Annotated in this window: 18 protein-coding genes and 1 pseudogene; 5 read left to right on the top strand and 14 right to left on the bottom strand. The window is 72.4% G+C overall.

Annotated features, from left to right (window positions below):
* The 8 genes from fliE to ACWAT2_RS07715 form a co-directional block, all read right to left on the bottom strand.
* Positions 1 to 315, bottom strand: a complete 315-nt coding sequence (gene fliE, locus ACWAT2_RS07680; RefSeq protein WP_402372865.1) for a flagellar hook-basal body complex protein FliE — start codon at positions 313 to 315, stop codon at positions 1 to 3.
* Between the two features lie 5 nt (positions 316 to 320).
* Positions 321 to 713, bottom strand: coding sequence for a flagellar basal body rod protein FlgC (locus ACWAT2_RS07685; protein ID WP_402372868.1), 393 nt, complete (start codon positions 711 to 713; stop codon positions 321 to 323).
* 1 nt (position 714) lies between these two features.
* A complete protein-coding gene (locus ACWAT2_RS07690) occupies positions 715 to 1,056 on the bottom strand; it encodes a flagellar basal body rod protein FlgB (protein WP_402372871.1) in 342 nt (113 codons plus the stop codon).
* 182 nt (positions 1,057 to 1,238) lie between these two features.
* A complete protein-coding gene (locus ACWAT2_RS07695; protein ID WP_402372874.1) occupies positions 1,239 to 1,556 on the bottom strand; it encodes a hypothetical protein in 318 nt (105 codons plus the stop codon).
* Complete coding sequence (gene fliS, locus ACWAT2_RS07700; protein WP_402372876.1) at positions 1,546 to 1,968, bottom strand: flagellar export chaperone FliS; 423 nt, start codon at positions 1,966 to 1,968, stop codon at positions 1,546 to 1,548. Before fliS ends, ACWAT2_RS07695 begins: the two co-directional genes overlap by 11 nt.
* A gap of 26 nt (positions 1,969 to 1,994) precedes the next feature.
* Positions 1,995 to 3,365 carry a flagellar filament capping protein FliD gene (fliD, locus tag ACWAT2_RS07705; protein ID WP_402372879.1) on the bottom strand — a complete coding sequence of 457 codons (1,371 nt, stop codon included), beginning with the start codon at positions 3,363 to 3,365 and terminating at the stop codon, positions 1,995 to 1,997.
* Positions 3,366 to 3,494: 129 nt separating this feature from the next.
* Entirely contained in the window at positions 3,495 to 4,355 is an 861-nt protein-coding gene (locus tag ACWAT2_RS07710) for a flagellin N-terminal helical domain-containing protein (protein ID WP_402372881.1), read from the bottom strand.
* A gap of 130 nt (positions 4,356 to 4,485) precedes the next feature.
* Positions 4,486 to 5,319 (bottom strand): sigma-70 family RNA polymerase sigma factor, encoded by an 834-nt coding sequence (locus ACWAT2_RS07715; RefSeq protein WP_402372884.1) that lies wholly within the window; start codon positions 5,317 to 5,319, stop codon positions 4,486 to 4,488.
* Between the two features lie 231 nt (positions 5,320 to 5,550).
* Here ACWAT2_RS07715 and ACWAT2_RS07720 point away from each other — a divergent pair, with 231 nt between their 5' ends.
* The 5 genes from ACWAT2_RS07720 to ACWAT2_RS07740 all read left to right on the top strand — a co-directional run bounded on the left by ACWAT2_RS07720 (position 5,551) and on the right by ACWAT2_RS07740 (position 9,343).
* The gene (locus tag ACWAT2_RS07720; RefSeq protein ID WP_402372887.1) at positions 5,551 to 6,039 is read left to right on the top strand and encodes a flagellar protein FlgN; all 489 of its coding nucleotides are present in this window, start codon (positions 5,551 to 5,553) and stop codon (positions 6,037 to 6,039) included.
* 52 nt (positions 6,040 to 6,091) lie between these two features.
* The gene (gene flgK, locus ACWAT2_RS07725) at positions 6,092 to 7,507 is read left to right on the top strand and encodes a flagellar hook-associated protein FlgK (protein ID WP_402372889.1); all 1,416 of its coding nucleotides are present in this window, start codon (positions 6,092 to 6,094) and stop codon (positions 7,505 to 7,507) included.
* A gap of 30 nt (positions 7,508 to 7,537) precedes the next feature.
* Positions 7,538 to 8,413 (top strand): flagellin N-terminal helical domain-containing protein, encoded by an 876-nt coding sequence (locus tag ACWAT2_RS07730; protein WP_402372890.1) that lies wholly within the window; start codon positions 7,538 to 7,540, stop codon positions 8,411 to 8,413.
* Positions 8,413 to 8,784, top strand: coding sequence for a flagellar assembly protein FliW (locus ACWAT2_RS07735; RefSeq protein ID WP_402372892.1), 372 nt, complete (start codon positions 8,413 to 8,415; stop codon positions 8,782 to 8,784). Before ACWAT2_RS07730 ends, ACWAT2_RS07735 begins: the two co-directional genes overlap by 1 nt.
* A 73-nt stretch (positions 8,785 to 8,857) precedes the next feature.
* Positions 8,858 to 9,343: a hypothetical protein gene (locus ACWAT2_RS07740; protein ID WP_402372895.1), complete on the top strand. Its 486-nt coding sequence runs from the start codon at positions 8,858 to 8,860 to the stop codon at positions 9,341 to 9,343.
* 235 nt (positions 9,344 to 9,578) lie between these two features.
* On the opposite strand, the gene ACWAT2_RS07745 is transcribed toward ACWAT2_RS07740, so the two are convergent.
* The 6 genes and pseudogenes from ACWAT2_RS07745 to ACWAT2_RS07770 all read right to left on the bottom strand — a co-directional run.
* Positions 9,579 to 9,941, bottom strand: a complete 363-nt coding sequence (locus tag ACWAT2_RS07745; protein ID WP_225566880.1) for a response regulator — start codon at positions 9,939 to 9,941, stop codon at positions 9,579 to 9,581.
* Entirely contained in the window at positions 9,938 to 10,420 is a 483-nt protein-coding gene (locus ACWAT2_RS07750) for a chemotaxis protein CheX (protein ID WP_402372898.1), read from the bottom strand. Before ACWAT2_RS07750 ends, ACWAT2_RS07745 begins: the two co-directional genes overlap by 4 nt.
* Positions 10,417 to 10,803, bottom strand: coding sequence for a response regulator (locus tag ACWAT2_RS07755; RefSeq protein WP_402372901.1), 387 nt, complete (start codon positions 10,801 to 10,803; stop codon positions 10,417 to 10,419). Before ACWAT2_RS07755 ends, ACWAT2_RS07750 begins: the two co-directional genes overlap by 4 nt.
* On the bottom strand, positions 10,800 to 11,612 hold the full coding sequence (locus tag ACWAT2_RS07760; protein WP_402372904.1) for a CheR family methyltransferase: 813 nt from the start codon (positions 11,610 to 11,612) through the stop codon (positions 10,800 to 10,802). The genes ACWAT2_RS07755 and ACWAT2_RS07760 overlap by 4 nt, the downstream gene beginning before the upstream one ends.
* A complete protein-coding gene (locus tag ACWAT2_RS07765; protein WP_402372907.1) occupies positions 11,609 to 12,670 on the bottom strand; it encodes a protein-glutamate methylesterase/protein-glutamine glutaminase in 1,062 nt (353 codons plus the stop codon). Before ACWAT2_RS07765 ends, ACWAT2_RS07760 begins: the two co-directional genes overlap by 4 nt.
* 82 nt (positions 12,671 to 12,752) lie before the next feature.
* A pseudogene (locus ACWAT2_RS07770) lies at positions 12,753 to 13,034 on the bottom strand (methyl-accepting chemotaxis protein); the annotation flags it as partial.

Here is a 13,034-nt window from a genome sequence, read left to right on the forward strand (position 1 = left end):
TCAGGCCTGCATCCTCATGATCTCGTTGAACGCGTCGACCGCCTTGTTGCGTACGGCGGCGACGAGCTCGAGGGTCGTCTGGGCTCGGGTCGACGCGATCGTGGCCTCGTGGACGTTCTTCAGGTCGCCGGTGACGGCGGCGACCGCCAGCTCGTTCGCGGTGCCCTGCAGCTGCTGGGTGCCGTCGACGGCGGACCCGAGGACCTGCGCGAAGTCGGTGGCACCGGTGGACGTGGCCGCCGCCGGTGCGGCCGGGTTCTCGACCGGGGGGAGGTACCCGGTCGCGGTCGTGGCCTCGACTGGTGAGATAGGCATGGGGGTCACTTCCCGATCTGCAGGGCTGCTTCGTAGGCGGTCTTCGCGCGGTCCACGACGGCGGCACTCGCCTGGTAGCCCCGCTGGGCGAGGATGAGGCTGCCCATCTGCTCGGACATGTCGATGTCCGGGTAGCGCACGTAGCCGTCCTCGTCGGCGAGCGGGTGGTCCGGCTCGTGGGTGAGGCGCCCCTCCGGGTTGCCGAAGGCGGCGCCGGCGACGTACGCGCCCGGGTCGTCCTCGGTGCCCTCGGTCGCGAGGACGTAGCGGGCCCGGAAGGCCGCGTCGTCGGTGGACGTGACGGTGTTGACGTTGGCGATGTTGTCGGCCACGGCGTCGAGCCACTTGCGGTGCAGGGACAGGCCGGTGCCGGCGATCCCCAGGGCGTCGTACGTCATGTCAGGCCGTCCTCATCGCCGCACGCAGGGCGGCGGCCTCGCCGCCGACGGCCTGCGACGCGAACTGGTAGCGCAGCGCCGTGTCGATGTTCGAGATCGTCTCGGTGTCGAGGTTGACGTTCGATCCGTCGAGCTGCGTGGGCTCGAGCGAGCGCGTCACGGCGGGGTGCACGCGACCGCCGCCGTCGTCGACGGAGGCGGCGAGCGCTTCCTCGAACTGCACGCGCTTGGCCGTGTAGCCGGGCGTGTTGATGTTGGCGACGTTCTCCGCGATCGCGCTCTGCCGGGCGGACAGCCCGTCGAGCGCGCTCTGGAGCGCCATGGAGGTGACGGAGTCGAACATGGAGGTCTTCCCGTGTCGCTGTGGTCGGCCGTCCCATGGCCTGCCGGGCGAGCGATCCGTCCTCGCCGTGCGCACTGCGCTCTTGCTGTTCGTCACTCGACCCCTATGCAGGGGGTTGAGAGGTGAGCCGTACGTTCGGCTCGGGACCCGCGAGCGGGTCCGTGTGCATGACCGAGAGGGCCTCAGGCACACACGTCGAGGTAGGCCGCCGCGCCGGGGTCGTGCGCACGGGGGACACCGTCCAGGGCACGCGCCTGCCGGCGGTGATCGGCCACGAGTGCACGCAGCCGGTCCGCGACGTCGGACATCCGGTCCAGGACGTCCAGCGCCCGCGGCCGCAGGTCGACCGGTACCCGGCCGATGTCGACGGGCGGCTCCCAGTCGAGCAGCCGCCTGACCATCGCCTCGTCGGTGACGCCGACGGCGCCGGTCGCCATCGCTTCCAGGTCGTCCAGCACGCTCGCCCACCGGTCGTGCTCGGACTGCCGATCACGCCACACCGGAGATCCCTCCCTGCGAGGTGGCACCTGTGCCGCCACCCACGGGGAGCTGGTCGGCAGCCTGCTGCCAGGCCTCCTGCAGCGGCAGCACGAGCTCGAGCGCCTCGGTCGTGCGCGCGACGTCGCGGCCGACGTTCGCGGCCACGAGCGCCTCGTGCACGTAGACGTACAGCGCGAGGAGGTCCTCGGCGCCGTCCCACGCGGTCCGGTCGAGCGTGCCCATCAGCTCGGCGACGATCGCCTGCGCGTGCACCAGCTGGGTGGACGCGGCCGACCAGCGTTCCTCGGCCTGCGCCGCCTGCGCGCGGCGCAGGTCGAGCACCAGGCGGTCGTACAGCATGGTGAGCAGCCGGGCGGGGGACGCGGTCAGGACGGCGTCGCGCCCGTAGGCGCTCTGGGCGATGTGGGTCACGATCAGTTCCTCGGTGGGGAGAGCGGTCAGCGGGACGACGACGTGTTCATCGAGGCGAGCTGCCCCGTGAGCCAGTCCTGCTGCGACTGGAGCTGGGCGAGCGCCACCTCCATCGCGGTGAACTGCGAGGTGAGGCGCTGGTGGCGCTGCTCCAGCCGGGAGTCCCAGGCCAGGATCTGGTCGTCCAGCCGCTTCGCGCTCGTCACCCGGCCCTGGATGGTGGTGGTCAGCAGGCCGTCGTACTTGTCGGAGAACGACTCGGCGGTCTCCTGGACCCGCGTGGCCACGGCCGAGAACCGGGCCATGACGGCGTCCGGGTCGGCAGCGAGGGCGGCGGAGAGCTTGTCGGCGTCGAACGACACGTCGCCGTAGCGGGTGATCTCGATGCCGATCGTGGACAGGGAGACGCCGCCGACGGGGTAGGTCAGCGACTCGAGCAGCCCCTGGCGGGCGCTGCGGACGACCGACTCGCCGGCCAGCGTCGCGCCCGAGGTGGAGCCGTCGGTGCCGACGGTGACCTTCGTCTGCGTGGCGATGCGCGACAGGACGGCGGAGACGGAGTCGACGAGCCCCTGGACGACCTTCGCCCGGGCCTCGGGGTCGTCGCCCACGGTCACGGTCACGGCGTCGGTGGTCGGCTTCGAGACGGTGACGTCCACGCCAGGCAGCACGTCGGTGAGGGTCGTGGACGCCGAGGTGATCGTCTGCTCGGCGTCGGTGCCGGCCCAGAGGCGGACCGACGAGTCGGCGGCGGCCGTCACGGTGGCCGCACCCGGTGCGGCCAGCAGGTCGGTGGCCGTGCCGGCGTCGACCTCGGCGGCCGTGCCGGCGTGGAAGGAGAAGGCGCTCGCGGCCCCGGTGTCGGTGGCGGTGAGCTGCAGGCGGTACAGCGGCTCGCCGGTCCCCGCCTCGGTCCCGGCGGCGACCTTGACGGCGCGGACACCGGCGTCGGCCCCGTTGATCGCGCTCACGACGTCGTCGAGCGACGTGGAGGCGGCGGTGAGCTCGGTGTGCGAGCCGTCGGAGCCGGTGATGGTGAAGCTGGTGGTCGTCGCCGCGCTCGTGGCGGCCGTGACCGACGTCTGCGCAGCGGCGACGGCGTCGACGACGATGTCGAGGCTCCCGGCGCCCGCGCCCGCACGGGCGGCGACGGCGACGGAGTCCGAGGAGCTGGTGGCGGTGAAGAGGGAGAGGGCGTCGGGGCCCGTCAGCTCCTTCGCGGACTTCGCGAGGGCCGCGAGGCGCGTGTTGAGGTCCTGGAGCGAGGTGATCTCGGACCGCTCGGCCGAGACCTTGGCCTGGAGCTGGCGCTGCGGGATCGCCTCGGCGGCGATGAGCTCCTTGACCAGCGCGGCGGTGTCGATGCCGCTCGCGAGTCCGGTGAACGAGATGCTCATGCGGGCAGCCTCCAGGATTGGACGTCGATCGGGTGGGGGCGAAGGGGTGGGGCGCGCGACAGTGCCCTGGTGCCGCGGTGGGCGGCGCGGTATGCACCGCACCACCCACCGCAGACGGCTCCGTCAGACTCAGCCGAGGAGCTGGAGAACGCCGGCGGAGGACTGGTTCGCCTGGGCCAGCATCGCGGTCCCGGCCTGGGCCAGGATGTTGGTCCGCGAGTAGTTCATCATCTCCTTGGCCATGTCGACGTCGCGGATCCGCGACTCCGCGGCGGTCAGGTTCTCCGCGGCGACGTTGATGTTGGAGATGGCGTACTCGAGACGGTTCTGCGTCGCACCGAGGCCGGAGCGGGCGGTCGAGACGGCGGTCAGGGCCGTGTCGAGGGTCTCGATGGCGGCCTGGGCACCGGCAGCCGTGGTGACGTCCAGGGCGGTGCCACCGGCGCCGCCGGCGTCGTACACGCCCGCCTCGATGACGGTCTGCAGGTTGTTGGTCGTCAGGTCGATGGTGATGGTGTTGCCGTCACCGGTGCCCTCGGCACCCACCTGGACGTTCAGGTCCGCGGCGGTGGTCGACAGCAGGCTGATCCCGTTGAAGTTCGTCGAGTCGACGATGCGGTCGAGCTCGTTGGCGAGCTCGCCGAGCTCCGCGGAGATCGCCGAGCGGGCGTCGGCGTTGTTGGTGTCGTTGGACGCCTGCACCGACAGGTCGCGCATGCGCTGCAGGATGGACTGGGCCTCGCCCAGGGCGCCCTCGGCGGTCTGCACGACGCTGATGCCGTCCTGCGCGTTGCGGGCGGCCATCGAGTAGCCACCGGCCTGGGCCTTGAGGCCCTCGGCGATCGAGAGGCCCGCGGCGTCGTCGGCCGCGCGGTTGATCCGCAGACCCGACGACAGCTTCTCGAGCGACTTGCTCTGGCTGTTCTGGGTGTTGGTGAGGTTCCGGTACGTGTTGAGTGCCGAGACGTTGGTGTTGACGCTGAAGCCCATGATGAAGATCCTCCGTGAGTCGGGCGGGTGGAATGTTCTCCTCCAGCCCATCCGTGGGCCGGTTCATGGAGCACTCTCGACAGGCTTCCCCCGGATGTGGCCTGTGACCTGGGTCACACCTGACCGGACCTCAGGACGCGGCCCGGACCGCCCAAGCGGCGCGGCGCGTGGCACCGCCCGCGACCCGCTGGCCCACCGCGGCGGCGTAGTCCCGCCGGCGTTGCGTCAGAGGAGCGGCCACCCGCGGCGCGGTCTCGCCGGGCTGCGCGGCCCGCGGGTTGTCGGACGCCGCCGCATAGTGCGTCTCGAGCGCCTCGCGCAGCATCTGCACGGCCTCGATCCGCGTGTGGGACACCGTGGAGTGCCCGACCCCGAGCTCGGCCGCCAGCTCGCCGACGCTGCGGTCGGCGAAGTAGATCGCCTCGACCACGTACCGCATCCGCTCCGGCAGGGCCGCGACCGCCTGCCGCACGACGTGCCTCTCCTCCACCGCCAGCACCTCGTCCTCGGGGCTGGGGGCGTCGTGCACGACCCGGTCGTAGGTGTCGTCCTCGACGGCGACGATCGAGCGGCCGGCGTCGTCGCGGATGTCCCGCACCTCGGCGAGGGTCACGCCCATCGTCTGAGCGATCTGCTCGTCGGTGGGCTGGCGCCCGAGCGAGGCCGTGAGCGACTGCTCGACCGCCGTCAGCTCCTTGATCCGGCGGCGTGCGGAGCGCGGCGCCCAGTCCTGGGAGCGCAGCTCGTCCGCGAGCGCGCCGAGGATGCGGCGTCGTGCGTACGCACCGAACGGCACTCCGCGCGCCGGATCGTAGTTCGTGGCGGCCGTCGTCAGCGCCATCGCCCCCACCGACGCGAGATCCTCGCGCGAGATGTGGTCGGCGCGCGAGGCGAGGTCCGAGACGAGGAAGCCCACGAGGGCAAGGTTGTCGACGACGAGAGCGTTGCGCTCGGTGAGGTTCACGCCGAAGCACCTTTCTGCTGGGCGCCCCCGGCAGCGGCACCGGGGACGAGAGTCGGTCACGCGGCGTCGGCCGCATCTGGGACTCCCCATGCACCGGGGCCGGCGATCAGTCGCCGTCCGCCGGCCACATCGGCACGAGCGCTGCCGACAGTGCTCCTTGAGCGATGTCCTGCCCCGTGGCTGGCACCGCTCGCCGAACATCCCGACCCCCCCCCGCGAGAGGAGAGCCCCGTGGGCCCCCAGGAGCTGTCGACCCTGCTGTGGCGAGAGCGCGAGCTGCTCGAGATGCTGCAGTTCAAGCTCGAGGAGGAGCAGCTGCTGCTCACCTCCGGCCGCACCCGTTGGCTCGCGCAGGCGAACCGCGAGGTCGAGAACGTCATGGAGAAGGTCCGTGAGGCGACCCTGGTGCGCACCGTCGCCTCGGAGACGGTGGCCACCTCGTGGGGCCTCGCGCCGGAGGCCACGCTGCGGGAGCTCGCCGCGGGGGCGCCAGAACCCGGGCCCTGGCGCGAGATCTTCGAGGGTCACCTGGCCGGGCTCACCGAGCTGACGGTGCGCATCCGCACCGTCCGCGACTCCAACGCCCAGTTCGTCACGCACGCGGCGCGCTCCACCCAGGAGACCCTCGCGAACCTCGACGGCGAGGCGCGCACCTACGACGCGTCCGGCACCGCGACCGCGCAGTCGGACGGCGCCCGCCTCTTCGACACGGTCCTGTAGACCGCACCCCTGGCCGACCCGACCGTCCCGGACCTCGCAGGAGGAGTCCCCCATGAGTTCGTTCGCCATCCTCAACACCGCCTTCCGCGGGTTGAGCGCCGCCCAGGCGGGCATCGACGTCACCGGCCAGAACGTGGCCAACGTGAACACGCCCGGCTACACGCGTCAGCGCGTGGAGCAGTCGGCGGTGGCCCCCCTGACCGAGATGGGACTGGGCCGCATGAGCCGGCAGGTCACCAACGGCCAGGGCGTGTCCGTCGACGGCGTGGCGCGTCTCGGCGACCTCTTCCTCGAGGCCCGCGTGCGCCAGACGGCGTCCGGCGACGGGTACTCGTCGGTGCGTGCCGCCGCATACCAGGCGGCCGAGGACATCCACGGCGAGCCCTCCGACATCGGCGTGGCCTCCGCCCTGCAGTCCTTCTGGGGCGCGTGGCAGGACGTCGCGAACTCCCCCGGCAAGGACGCGCAGGGGTGGGTCGTCATCGAGCAGGCGGGCGCCGTCGCCACGCAGATCGCGGACGGCCGCTCCCGGGTCGCGGCCGAGTGGACGCAGGCCCGCACCAGTGCCTCCGCGCGCGTCGAGGAGGTCAACACCGTCGCGGGCCAGGTCGCGATCCTGAACGACCGGATCCTCAACTCCGACGGCGGGACCGCCAACGAGCTCGTGGACCAGCGCAACCAGCTCACCGACCAGCTCGCGCGGCTGACGGGCGCGAGCACCAGCACCTCGCCCGACGGCACGGTCGACGTGCTCGTGGGCGGCAACCTCCTCGTCGACGGCACCCGGACGAACCAGGTGCGGCTCGCCGGCTCGACGACGCTCGACGGCACGCAGGGCGACCCCGTGCGGCTCGAGTGGGCGCACCGTGCCGGCTCGGACGTCGACCTCTCGGGCGGCGAGCTCGCCGGGTACCTGTCGGCGATGGCCCCCGCCTCGGACGGCGGCGTCTACGCGCAGGCCGCGGCCGGCTACGACGCCCTGGCGACCACGCTGGCCACGACGGTGAACGACCTGCACGCGAGCGCGCTGACCCCGTCGGGCGACGCGGGCGCCGACTTCTTCACGTTCGACCCCGGTGTGCCGGCGGGCGCCGGCCTCCGGGTCGCCGTGACGACACCCGGCCAGGTCGCTGCCGGCGCCGCCGGGTCCGGCGCGCTCGACGGGTCCGTGGCGGACGCGATCGCGGGACTGGGGCTCGACGACGACGGCCCCGACGCCGTGTGGTCGGCGCACGTCACGCAGCTCGCGGTCCGGTCCGGGTCGGCCGACTACGAGGCGCAGATCGCGTCCGCGGCGTCGTCCGCCGCCGTCTACGACCTGCAGTCGCACTCCGCCGTCTCGCTGGACGAGGAGACCGTGAACCTCATGCAGTACCAGCACGCCTACTCGGGCGCCGCGCGGGTGCTGACCGCCGTCGACGAGATGCTCGACCAGCTCATCAACCGCACCGGCCGCGTCGGCCTGTAGCCCGACCCGCCGTCCGTCAGGAGGAGAACCGTGCGCGTCACCCCTCAGATGCAGGCCTCGTACGTCACGAGGAGCCTGCAGACCAACCTCGCGAGGATCGCCGAGCTCCAGGAGCAGGGCACCTCCGGGCGCAGGCTCTCGCGGGCCTCGTCCGACCCGTCCGCGGCCGCCGACGCCATGTCGGTGCGCAACCAGCTCGCCACCGAGCAGCAGTACGCCCGCAACGTCGACAACGGCACCGGCTGGCTCGCGACGCTCGACTCGGCGCTCGGCACCGTCACGGACATCGTCCAGCGCGTACGCGACCTGACGCTCCAGGGCGCCTCCGACACGACGTCGGCCGAGGGCCGCGAGGCCATCGCCGGCGAGCTCATCGAGCTCCGTGACGAGCTGCTGCGCCAGTCGGGCACCACGTACCTGGGCCGCACCGTGTTCGCCGGCACCTCGGACGAGGGCGTCGCGTTCCGCGACGACTACTCGTACACCGGCGTGGCGGGCACCACCGTGGAGCGGCGCATCGGCGCCGACTCGACCGTCCGTGTCGACGTCGACGGCTCGGCCGTCTTCGGTGCGGGCGCGGGCTCGGTGTTCGCGCTGCTCGACACGATGGCGGCCGACCTGCGCGCCGGGAACGGCTCGGGCGGCCACCTCGCCGCCGTCGACGAGCGCCTCGACGCCGTCCTCGCCCAGCACACCACCGTCGGGGCCCGCCAGAGCCAGCTCGAGCGGGCGGCCGACACCAACCTCGGGGTACGTACCGACCTCGAGGCCCGACGTTCCACGATCGAGGACGTCGACCTCGCCGAGCTCGCCATCGACCTGCAGCTCAAGCAGGTGGCCTACCAGGCGACGCTGAGCATCGGTGCCAGCATCCTCCAACCGACCCTCATGGACTACCTCCGCTGATGACCACTCTCGCCTTCGTCACCCCGCCCCCCGGCCTCGCCGCCCGTCGCTTCGAGCTCGTCACCGAGCCGGCCGACGGCGTCTACACGCTGGTCGCCCTCGACGCCCCCGGCCTCACGCTCCTCGTGCTCGACCCGGGGCTGTGGGTGCCGGACTACTCCCCCGCGCTGCCTGCCCCGGACCTCGAGCGCATCGGCATCGCCGCTGCCGGGCCGGACCCCGTGGTGCTGGTCGTCGCGGGGACCCACGACGGCACGCTGAGCGTCAACCTCCTGGCGCCCGTGCTCGTGCACCCGGACACCGGCGCCGCCGTCCAGACCGTGCTGGACGGGCAGGGGCTGGACATCCGGCGCGCGCTCGTCCAGGTCTGAGCCCGGCCCGCGCCTCGCGACGCGCCCGCCACACCCGCACGACGACGCACGCTGCTACCGAAGGACGAATCCCGTGACCATCACGCCACTGCCCCAGCTCAAGGAGATCCGCGACCTGTTCGCGGGCCTGGTCGGCCGCGACTGCACCGCCGAGCGCGCCGGCGCGCTCATGACCCCCGAGACGCGCGGCATCGTCGCGGCCACCTATGTGAGCCGCCGCGCCCAGGTCGAGGCCGTCGTCGCCGTCGACCTCTCGCTCGGTGCCTACCTCGGCGCCGCGATCGGCCTCATGCCGCCCGGCCCGGCGAAGGACGCCGTGGCCGACGACTCCCTGAGCGACGTGCTGCTGGAGAACCTCGGCGAGGTCCTCAACGTCACGGCGTCCCTCTTCAACGCCGACGACGCCCCGCACCTCAAGCTCGAGGACGTGGTGGACTCCGACCGCGGGGCCCTCCCGGGTCTGCCGGTGTCGTTCCTGCGCAGCACGGGCCGGCGTCTCGACGCCACGGTGCAGATCGCGGGCTACGGCGGCGGGGCGCTCACCGTCGTCCTGCGCTGACCAGACCTCCCCGGCCCGGCCGCGGCCGAGGGGCACCGCTGCTGCGTCAACAGCTCCGGCGACTCCCGGCGACTCCCGGCACGGGACGACACCCGGCGCGGACCGCCTGCACCTGCACGGCCACCCCCAGATCTGGGGCACGACCGGTGGGTCTGGCTCAACCCCACGACGCCAAGGACCCCCGGCCTGAGCCGGGGGTCCTTGGCGTCGTGCACGTCTGGCGACACCGGTTCCGTCAGCGGAAGTGCGGCCGCAGCGCGTCCTCGAAGGTGTCGGCGTCGAACGGCTTGGCGATGAGGAAGAGCGCGCCCTCGCTCTCGGCGAGCTCGCGCATCTGGGGCGAGCCCTCCGACGTGACGAACCCGAACGGGACCTGGGACCCGGCTGCCCGCAGGCCGCGCAGGAAGTCGATGCCGTTCATCTCGGGCATGTTCCAGTCCGACAGCACGAGGTCGGGCTTCTCGCGCAGGGTGGTGTCGAGCCCTTCCGCGCCGTCGCCGGCCTGGACCACCTCCCAGGCGCTGAAGCCCGCCTGACGCAGGGTGCGGATGACGATCTGCCGCATCACGCGGGAGTCGTCGGCGACCAGTACCTTCACAGCTTTTCTCCGTTCATGGTCCACAGGGAGATGACGAGGGGCTCCCCCCGCCACAGCAACAGCTCGTCGTGGTCGGCGGCCGACGCGGACGCCGGCCCGTCGAGCTCGACCACGGGCAGGGTGAGCGACGACCCCTCGGGGAGCATCCCCTTGAGGTTGCCTCCCACGACGTTCGCCACCTCGCCCAGCGCGTCCTCGACGTCCTCGCCGGACAGCGGCTCGTCGTCCGCCATCTGCAGCAGGGCGCGAGCGATCCGGTCGGCGGTGGGCCGGGTCGTGACGACCTCGGCACGCGTCGACGTCGGGCCGACGATGTCGACCCGCGCCCGGACGGAGCCGGTGGCCAGGTCGGCCGTGCCGGTCCCGGCCTGGAGCAGCCCCGGCTCGCCGTCGATCATGGCGCTGAACAGGTCCTGGGCGATGGGCAGGACGCTGCGCGCGAGCGTCTCCGTCATCGTCTCGGTCGTCGTGTCGGTCATCGTGCGGGTTCCTTCGTCGCCAGGAGCCCGAGCAGGTCGAGCTTCGCCATCAGTGCATCCGGGGTGAACGGCTTGATGAGGTATTCGTGGGCCCCGGCGGCGAGTGCCCGCACGATCTGGCCCTGCTCCGACTCGGTGGTGACCATCATCAGCGTGAGGTCCCGCCACTCCCGGCGGGTACGGACCGCCTGGACGAACTCCAGCCCGTCCATCACCGGCATGTTCCAGTCGATGCACGCCAGGTCGAACTCCTCCCCCGCCTCGAGCAGGTCGAGGGCCTGGCGGCCGTCGGCCGCCTCGGCGGTCTCGAAGCCGAGATCCTTCAGCGTCGTGGCGACGATCCTGCGCATCACGCGGGCGTCGTCGATGATCAGCGCCCTCATGCGCTGCCTCCTCTGAGTCGGTAGATGGAGCCCTGCGTGACGTCGACCCGCTCCCAGGCGGGGTCGACGCCGACGGTTGTCTCGGCGGCGCCCAGGACGAGAAAGCCCCCTGGTCGCACACGTCGGTGGAGCCGGGCAAGGATCGACCGCTTGGTGGGCAGGTCGAAGTAGATGAGCACGTTGCGCATGAACACGACGTCGAACAACCCGGACCCGGGTGGCGGGGTGAGCAGGTTGTGCTTCTCGAACGTGAGGGACCGCCGCAGCGCGGGGTCGACCTCCCACTCGGCGCCGGCGCGGCGGAAGTTGCGCACCAGCATCGGGGCGGGCAGCCCGCGGTTGACCTCGAGCTGGCTGTAGCGGCCCGTGCGCGCCCGTTCCACGACGGTGGCGTTGAGGTCGGTCGCCAGGATCGAGTACCGCTGCACCCCGGCGTCCCGCAGCACCATCGCGATGCTGTACGGCTCCTGGCCGGTGGAGCACGCGGCCGACCAGATCTTCATCTCGGCCCCCGCGAACGCGGGCACGATCACCTGGCGCAGGGCGGTGAAGGGCGCGGTGTCCCGGAACCACGAGGTCTCGTTCGTCGTCATGGCCTCGACGACGCGCACCACCTCGGTCGAGCTGCCGCCGCGCACGAAGCGCTGCACATAGCTCTCGACGGCGCCCGGGCCCGTGAGACCCTTCTCGCGCGCGAGCGGACCGAGCCGGGACTCGACGAGGTACTCCTTGCCGGAGCTGAGCTGGATCGCACTGTGCGTGCGGACGAGGTCGCTCACGTAGGTGAAGGACTGGGTGGATACGGTCATGGGCGCGTCCCTGAGGTCGCGGCCGCGAGGGCCTGGGCGATGGTGCCGACGGGCAGCACCTGGTGGGCGTGTCCCGCCGTGGTCACGGCGCCGGGCATACCCCACACGACGGACGTCTGCTCGTCCTGGGCGAGGACGTGGCCGCCGGCGCGGGCGATCTCCCCCGCGCCGTCCCGCCCGTCCGATCCCATGCCGGTGAGCACGAGCGCGAGGAGGTCCCCGCCGAGCACGCGGACCGCGGAGCGGAACAGCACGTCCACGGCCGGGCGGGTGAAGTTGACGGGTGGCCCGTCGGTGAGCAGCGTCCGCACCCCCGCACCCTGGCCGACCACCTCGAGGTGTCGGCCGCCGGGTGCCAGGTACGCGTGCCCGGGGAGCAGCGGCTCGTTCCCGGCGGCCTCGACGACGGTCGTCGGTCCCACGCGGTCGAGGCGCTCGGCGAGCTGACGCGTGAAGACGGGCGGCATGTGCTGGACCACCAGCATGGGCACGGGCAGCCGGGCGTCGAGCTCCGACAGCACGCGGCGCAGCGCCTCCGGCCCTCCCGTCGAGGAGCCGACGACGACGGCGCGCACGGGCTTGACGGGGCTCGTGCGCCGAGCGGTCTGCACCGCCCGTCCGCCGGCCGGGCGGGCGGTGGCCGCCGGCCGGGTGCCCTGAGGCACCAGCGCCTTGATCTTCGGCACCAGCTCGACGCCGACCCGCTCGAGGGCGGTCGCCATCGAGCCGGTCCCGCTCGGCTTCGTCACGTAGTCCGTGGCGCCGGCGGTCAGCGCGTCGAGCGTCGCCGCGGCCCCCCGCTCCGTGAGCGTGGAGAACATGATCACCGGCACCTGGCGGCCGGCGGCGCGCAGGGCGGCCACCGTCTCGATGCCGTTCATCCTGGGCATCTCGATGTCGAGGGTGACGACGTCCGGGTCGAGCTGGGCGACCTTCGCGAGCGCGAGACGCCCGTCGGCCGCCGTGCCGACGACGGTGATGTCCGGGTCCCGCTCGAGAGTCTGGGTCACGAGACGGCGGATGACGACGGAGTCGTCGACGACGAGCACGCGGATCATCGGTGCCCTCCCTTCGGGCGGTGCGCGGACGGCCGCGGGCGAGCGGCCGTCCTCGGTGTGCGGGTGGTCATGTCCGGGTCGGTCAGATCTGGAAGCGCGAGACCTGGGCACGCAGCGCTTCGGAGACCTGGGCGAGCTCGGAGACCGAGTCGCCGATCTGTGCGAGGGTCTCGCTCGACTGCGCCGCGGCGTCGGCGACACCGGTGATGTTGACGGCGATCTCGCTGGAACCTGTCGCCACCTCGCCCACACCACGACCCATCTCGTTCGTCGTCGCGGTCTGCTCCTCCACCGCCGACGCGATCGTGAGCTGGTAGTCGTTGATCTGGCCGATGATGTCCGCGATCTCACCGATCGCACCCAC

The organism is Isoptericola sp. GX10416 (genome assembly GCF_056590155.1).

Coding starts and splice junctions, on each gene's coding strand:
- fliE (WP_402372865.1), bottom strand. CDS start 315: ATGCCTATCTCACCAGTCGAGGCCACGACCGCGACCGGGTACCTCCCC.
- ACWAT2_RS07685 (WP_402372868.1), bottom strand. CDS start 713: ATGACGTACGACGCCCTGGGGATCGCCGGCACCGGCCTGTCCCTGCAC.
- ACWAT2_RS07690 (WP_402372871.1), bottom strand. CDS start 1,056: ATGTTCGACTCCGTCACCTCCATGGCGCTCCAGAGCGCGCTCGACGGG.
- fliD (WP_402372879.1), bottom strand. CDS start 3,365: ATGAGCATCTCGTTCACCGGACTCGCGAGCGGCATCGACACCGCCGCG.
- ACWAT2_RS07710 (WP_402372881.1), bottom strand. CDS start 4,355: ATGGGCTTCAGCGTCAACACCAACGTCTCGGCACTCAACACGTACCGG.
- flgK (WP_402372889.1), top strand. CDS start 6,092: ATGAGTTCGTTCGCCATCCTCAACACCGCCTTCCGCGGGTTGAGCGCC.
- ACWAT2_RS07735 (WP_402372892.1), top strand. CDS start 8,413: ATGACCACTCTCGCCTTCGTCACCCCGCCCCCCGGCCTCGCCGCCCGT.
- ACWAT2_RS07750 (WP_402372898.1), bottom strand. CDS start 10,420: ATGACCGACACGACGACCGAGACGATGACGGAGACGCTCGCGCGCAGC.
- ACWAT2_RS07755 (WP_402372901.1), bottom strand. CDS start 10,803: ATGAGGGCGCTGATCATCGACGACGCCCGCGTGATGCGCAGGATCGTC.
- ACWAT2_RS07760 (WP_402372904.1), bottom strand. CDS start 11,612: ATGACCGTATCCACCCAGTCCTTCACCTACGTGAGCGACCTCGTCCGC.
- ACWAT2_RS07765 (WP_402372907.1), bottom strand. CDS start 12,670: ATGATCCGCGTGCTCGTCGTCGACGACTCCGTCGTCATCCGCCGTCTC.